Source organism: Kitasatospora sp. NPDC007106 (assembly GCF_040634455.1).
In the GTDB taxonomy this organism is placed as follows: domain Bacteria; phylum Actinomycetota; class Actinomycetes; order Streptomycetales; family Streptomycetaceae; genus Kitasatospora; species Kitasatospora arboriphila.
The window spans coordinates 1-5300 of the sequence record NZ_JBEYFP010000418.1; the positions used below are offsets into that span (position 1 = coordinate 1).

The 5300-nt window shown below is 76.1% G+C and carries 9 protein-coding genes; all 9 read right to left on the minus strand.

Annotation, left to right across the window (positions count from 1 at the left end):
* The coding region (locus tag ABZ641_RS25015; protein WP_359985082.1) for an FAD/NAD(P)-binding oxidoreductase at positions 1 to 584 on the minus strand (584 nt) is incomplete at its 3' end.
* Positions 565 to 885 (minus strand): (2Fe-2S)-binding protein, encoded by a 321-nt coding sequence (locus ABZ641_RS25020; RefSeq protein WP_344621609.1) that lies wholly within the window; start codon positions 883 to 885, stop codon positions 565 to 567. The genes ABZ641_RS25015 and ABZ641_RS25020, both read right to left, overlap by 20 nt.
* Positions 882 to 2093, minus strand: coding sequence for an FAD-binding oxidoreductase (locus ABZ641_RS25025; protein ID WP_359985085.1), 1212 nt, complete (start codon positions 2091 to 2093; stop codon positions 882 to 884). The genes ABZ641_RS25020 and ABZ641_RS25025 overlap by 4 nt, the downstream gene beginning before the upstream one ends.
* A 38-nt stretch (positions 2094 to 2131) precedes the next feature.
* Positions 2132 to 2488, minus strand: coding sequence for an AraC family ligand binding domain-containing protein (locus tag ABZ641_RS25030; RefSeq protein WP_359985088.1), 357 nt, complete (start codon positions 2486 to 2488; stop codon positions 2132 to 2134).
* A 166-nt stretch (positions 2489 to 2654) separates the two neighbouring features.
* Positions 2655 to 3596, minus strand: a complete 942-nt coding sequence (gene tatC / locus ABZ641_RS25035; protein WP_344621606.1) for a twin-arginine translocase subunit TatC — start codon at positions 3594 to 3596, stop codon at positions 2655 to 2657.
* A 67-nt stretch (positions 3597 to 3663) separates the two neighbouring features.
* Positions 3664 to 3936: a Sec-independent protein translocase subunit TatA gene (gene tatA, locus ABZ641_RS25040; protein ID WP_344621605.1), complete on the minus strand. Its 273-nt coding sequence runs from the start codon at positions 3934 to 3936 to the stop codon at positions 3664 to 3666.
* Between the two features lie 251 nt (positions 3937 to 4187).
* Complete coding sequence (locus tag ABZ641_RS25045; protein ID WP_359985092.1) at positions 4188 to 4352, minus strand: hypothetical protein; 165 nt, start codon at positions 4350 to 4352, stop codon at positions 4188 to 4190.
* Between the two features lie 20 nt (positions 4353 to 4372).
* On the minus strand, positions 4373 to 4603 hold the full coding sequence (locus ABZ641_RS25050) for a hypothetical protein (RefSeq protein ID WP_344621603.1): 231 nt from the start codon (positions 4601 to 4603) through the stop codon (positions 4373 to 4375).
* A 3-nt stretch (positions 4604 to 4606) separates the two neighbouring features.
* The coding region (locus tag ABZ641_RS25055) for a WYL domain-containing protein (RefSeq protein ID WP_359985095.1) at positions 4607 to 5300 on the minus strand (694 nt) is incomplete at its 5' end.

Sequence of the window (5300 nt, forward strand, 5' to 3'; positions counted from 1 at the left end):
GCCGCGGCGAGCGAGGCGGCGGCGGCGAGCAGCAGCGGCCCGCTGCCTGCGACCACGATCCGGCGGCCGGGCAGCACCAGTCCGGCCTTGAGCATGGCCTGGGCGCCGCCTGCGGTGACCACCCCGGGCAGCGTCCAGCCGGGGAAGGGCAGTTGCCGTTCGTAGGCGCCGGTGGCGAGCAGGACCCGGCGCGCCTCGACGACCGCACTGCCGCTGCCGGCCGGGCCGACGACGGCGTGCAGCCGCCAGGGCTCGCCCGGCTCGGCCGTCCAGACGTGGTGGCCGGTGAGGTGGTCGATCCGGCCGGCCCACACCTGGGCGTCCAGGCGGGCCAGCAGGGCGGTGAAGGCGGGCCAGTGGTGGTGGAGGCGGTCCGGGCGGGCGGCGCCGAGGCCGGGCGCGGGGTGCCGGTAGTACTGGCCGCCCGGGCGTTCGGCGGCGTCCAGCAGGGCGCAGCGCAGGCCGAGTCCGGCGGCGGTGACGGCGGCGGCCAGCCCGGCGGGTCCGGCCCCGATCACCGCGAGGTCGTACGGCTCCGCGGTGGGGACGGGCGGCGAGGTCGGGTCAGACGGCGAGGTCGGCACGGCCGTGGCCCTCCTGGGTGGTGACGACGGTGCCGGGTTCGGCGGGCATCAGACAGGTGCGCCGGTTGGGCTGCCCGTCGACGGTGGCGAGGCAGTCGTAGCAGACGCCGATGCCGCAGAAGGCGCCGCGCGGCCGTCCGCCGACCCTGGTGCGGCGCCAGGCCAGGATGCCGTCGGCCCACAGGGCGGCGGCGATGCTCTGGCCGGGCAGCGCGGGCACCGGCCGGCCGTCGAACTCGATGGTGTGGCCCGGCCCCGGCCTGGCGTCGGCCAGCCGGGCGGGGGTGCGGTCCGCGGTCATGCCTCTCCTCGGTCGGTGACGGACGGCCCGGTGGCGGCCTGCTCGGCGCCGGTGCCCGCAGGTGCGGGGGCCGGGAAGCGGTCGGCGCGGAAGGGCGCCGGGTCGAGCGCGGTGGGCTGCCCGGTGAGCTGCTGGGCGATCATCAGGCCGGTGGCGGGGGCGAGCCCGATGCCGGCCCCCTCGTGGCCGCAGGCGTGGTACAGCCCGGGCACCCGCGGGTCGGCGCCGACGGCGGGCAGGTGGTCGGGCAGGTAGGGGCGGAAGCCGCGGTAGGCGCGCTGGACGGCGACCCTGCGGAGCACCGGGAACAGCGCGGCGGCCTGCGCGGCGAGCCGCTGCAGCACCTCGACCGACAGGGTGCGGTCGAAGCCGACCCGCTCCCGGCTGGCGCCGATCAGCACCGGCCCGGCGGGGGTTCCCTCGACCACGGCGGAGGTCTGCAGGGCGGCGGAGCCGCTGGCCACGTCGGCCACGTAGTCCGCGGCGTACACCTTGTGCCGGACGATCCGCGGCAGCGGCTCGGTGACGAGCACGAAGCCGCGCCTCGGCATCACCGGCAGGTCGACCCCGGCCAGGGCGGCGACCTCGCCGCCCCAGGTGCCGGCGGCGTTGACCACCGCGGCGGTGGCGAGCTCCCGACGGTCGGTGACCACGCCGCAGACGGCGCCGGTGGCGGTCGTCCGCAGTGCCCGGACGGTCTCGCCGAGGTGGCGGTCGGCGCCGGAGGCGCGCAGCAGGTGGGCGGCGGCGAGGGCGGGCTGGACCTGGGCGTCCTGCGGGTAGTGGACGCCGCCGGCGAGGCCGGGGGCGAGGTGCGGTTCGAGGGCGGGCAGCTCGTCGGCGGGGATCTCCTCGGCCTGCACCCCGACGGCCCGTTGCCGGGCGGCGAAGCCCCGCAGGGCGTCGAGGCCGGCGGGCACCGCGGCCACCACCAGGCCGCCCTTCGGCTCGTACTCGACGGCCGGGCCGAGCTCTTCGGCGAGCTCGCGCCAGAGGCCGGTGGAGAGCAGGGCGAGGTCGAGTTCGGGGCCGGGCTCCTTGTCGGAGACGAGCAGGTTGCCCTCGCCGGCGCCGGTGGTGCCGCCGGCCACCGGGCCGCGGTCGACCACGGCGACCCGCAGGCCGGCCCGGGCGGCGTAGTAGGCACAGGCGGCGCCGACGACGCCGGCGCCGATCACCACGACGTCGTGGCTGGGTTGCGTGAGCACCACAGTAATATGTCACATGGCTCAGCGGCTGGGAAGGGTCACCCCGGCCGGTCCTCCGCCGCCGTGGCCACCGCCTGTTCGAAGGCCCGGAGCTGCGCGGTCGGACTGAACTGGACGATCTCCGTACCGGCCGCGATCCGCGGCACGTGGCCCGGCGGCAGGTGGAAGACGTCGCCCGCCTCGAAGACCTCCTCGTGGTCGGCGAACCGGAAGGCCATCCGGCCGCGGAGCACGTACCCCCAGTGCGGGCAGCTGCAACCGCCGGCCATCGCCGCCGCACCGTCCACCGGCTGCCGGAACTCGACGTGGTCGACCGTCCAGCCCTCCAGCTCTCCGCGCCGGGCGAGGGCGGGCGCGGCCCCGTCGGCCGGGCTCTGCGTGGTCACCTTCGGCATGCTGCACGCCTCCTCCGGGACGCCCCGGGCGGGGTTCTTCCCGTCACTCCCATCACACCCCATCGGACCCGTCCGCCCCCGGCACAGCGCCGGAAGCCGCCCCAACGCCGGAAGCCCCGGTCCGCCGGATGCTCGGCGGTCCGGGGCTTCCGGTGGAGTGCGCGGATCAGGTGATGTCGTCCATCTGCTCGGTGCGGGCGGCCGGCACCGGCGCGGGCGCCTCGGGGGCGGCCGAGGCCTCGATCGACTCGGGGCCGTCCACGCCCTCGACCGAGAGGTCCAGGTGCGAGGCCTCCTCGTCGCCCAGCCCGGCGTCCGGGTTGCGCCGCGCCCGGCGGCGGTCGTTGAGCACGGCGATGCCCGCCGCCAGGAAGTAGAGCGCCCAGATCGGCGCGGCCAGCGCGAGCATGCTCAGCGGGTCGGCACTGGGGGTGGCGAAGGCGGCGAACACGGTGATGCCCATGACCATGCCGCGCCACCAGCCGAGCAACCGCTTGCCGCTCAGCACGCCGATCAGGTTCAGCATCACCAGCAGCAGCGGCAGCTCGAAGGCACCGCCGAAGACCAGCACCATCCGGGTCACCACGTCGAGGTAGTCCTCGGCGGGCATGATCGGCACGGTCTCGGTCGGTGCGAAGGAGATCAGCATCTTCGCGGTGGCGGGCAGGATCAGGTAGGCGAGGACGGCGCCCGCGAGGAACAGCGGGACACCCGCCGCCAGGAAGCTCATCGAGTACTTGCGCTCGTGCTTGTGCAGGCCCGGCGCGACGAACGCCCACAGCTGGTACAGCCAGATCGGGGTGGCCGCGACCACGCCGGCCGTGAGGCTGACCTTCAACGCGAGGGTGAACGGCGTCAGCAGGCCGATGGTCGACACCACACCGCACCGCTCGCCGGTGGCCGTCAGACCCTTCTCACCGCACGAGGGAAGCGGCTCGAGCAGGAAGTTGGTGAGCTCCCGGTGGAAGTAGAACGCCACGACGGTGGTGATCACGATGGCCAGGACCGACTTGACCACCCGGTTGCGGAGCTCGCGCAGGTGGTCGGCGAGCGCCATCCGGCCCTCGGGGTCCTTCGGCGGCTTCGGCGCCTTGGAAGACTTGCTCAAGCCCGGTCCTCAACTCGTACGACGGAGCCCGCCGGACGGCGGGCCCCCGATGGCCGTGGGTGCCGGCTCAGCCCCGGGGGGCCGCGCCGTGGTCGGCGGCACCGACCGGACGGGCGTCGCCCGACCCGGGTGCCCGCTTGATCGTCATCGGTGCCGGCTCCGCCGCGGGCCGCGCCTGCGGCGGCGCACCGGCGCCGTCCGTCCGCAGGGCCTTGGCCTCGCTGCGCAGGATGCGCAACGTCCGGCCGAGGGCCCGCGCGGCGTCCGGCAGGCGTTTCGCCCCGAAGAGCAGCACCGCGAGGACCGCGACCACCAGGATCGCCGTCGGCGAGATGCGCATGTGCACCACCATTCCCTCAGCGGGGCGCGTCCTCCCCGTTGCGGGCGATGGTAGTCGTTGCCGGCTGCCGCCCGGCAACCGCCGTCCCACTGCGGCCCCGGCCGCACCGCGGGGCCTGCCACGAGGGTACCCGGCCGTCGGGAACACCGGTCCGGTGATCGGCCTCGCAGATCGGAGGCCCGAGAGGTCGGCCGCCCGGGAGGTCAGCCGTCCAGGAGGTCGGCGGCCCGGCAGATCTGCCGTCCGGGAGGTCAGCGGCCCGGAAGGTCGGCCGCCGCTGCGGCCAGGGCCCGCGAGGCGGAGTCGACCGCGCGGGCCAGCGAGCGGACGTCCGCCCAGAGCCGGACGGCGAGCAGGCCCAGGACGAGCAGGCCGGCGGTGGCCAGCAGGACGGCGGCGGTGAGGGTCCACGGCATGGCACGACCCTACCGGTCGGTCAGCCCTCCACCGGCAGCAGGCGCATGGTGCTGACCCCGGCCGCCGTCATCGCCTGCACGATCTTCTCCCCGGCCGGCTTGCGGACGGACACCCCGCACTCCGGGCAGACGAAGCCGTAGAAGGTGCGCTCCCGGGTCGGGCCGAGCACCAGCCGGAAGTCCTCCGCCGGGAGCTCGACCTTCTCCCGGCACTGCGAGCAGTAGACCTGGAATCTGGTGCCGTACCCCACCCGTCAGGCCTGCCCCTCCGGGTAGCCGGCGAGGGCGGCGAGCGCCGCCTCGCGGGCCTGCTCGGCGAGGGCCGGCGGGGAGACGATCCGGCCGTCCCGGCCGAGCCGCAGGGCGAGCGGCCGCAGCCCGGACGGGTCGGCGCTGCGCAGGGTGATCCGCAGTCCGCCGTCGGGCAGTTCCTCGGCCTTGTCGTGGGTGTAGTACTCGGCGACCCAGCGGCCGCCGGGGCCGACCTCGACGATCACCTCGGGGTCGTCGGCGGCCGGGTTGACCAGGCCCGCGGACAGGTCGCGCGGCTCGATCCGCGGCGGGTCGGCGGGCTCGTCGAGCACCTTGATCTCGGCGACCCGGTCCAGCCGGAAGATCCGGCGGTCCTCGGAGGTGCGGCACCAGGCCTCGAGGTAGGTGTGGCCCTCGGCGACCAGGCGGATCGGGTCGACCTCGCGCTCGGTCATGCCGCCGCGGCCGTGCGACCAGTAGCGCAGCCAGAGCCGGCGGCCCTCGGTGAGCGCGCGGTCGATGTCGGCGAAGACCTGGCCCTCGGCCTCGAAGGTCACGCCGACCCGGGCGCTGGACTCGGCGCTCTCGCCGGCCGCGTCCTCGATCTTGGTGACGGCGCGGGTGAGCGCCTCCCGGTCGCGGCGGCGCAGGCCCGGCAGGCCGGCCACCGCGCGGGCGGCGACCAGCAGGGCGGTG

What these genes read in the sequence shown, in the direction of transcription:
- ABZ641_RS25020 (WP_344621609.1), bottom strand. Translation starts at nt 885, where the DNA reads ATGACCGCGGACCGCACCCCCGCCCGGCTGGCCGACGCCAGGCCGGGG.
- ABZ641_RS25030 (WP_359985088.1), bottom strand. Translation starts at nt 2,488, where the DNA reads ATGCCGAAGGTGACCACGCAGAGCCCGGCCGACGGGGCCGCGCCCGCC.
- tatA (WP_344621605.1), bottom strand. Translation starts at nt 3,936, where the DNA reads ATGCGCATCTCGCCGACGGCGATCCTGGTGGTCGCGGTCCTCGCGGTG.
- ABZ641_RS25045 (WP_359985092.1), bottom strand. Translation starts at nt 4,352, where the DNA reads ATGCCGTGGACCCTCACCGCCGCCGTCCTGCTGGCCACCGCCGGCCTG.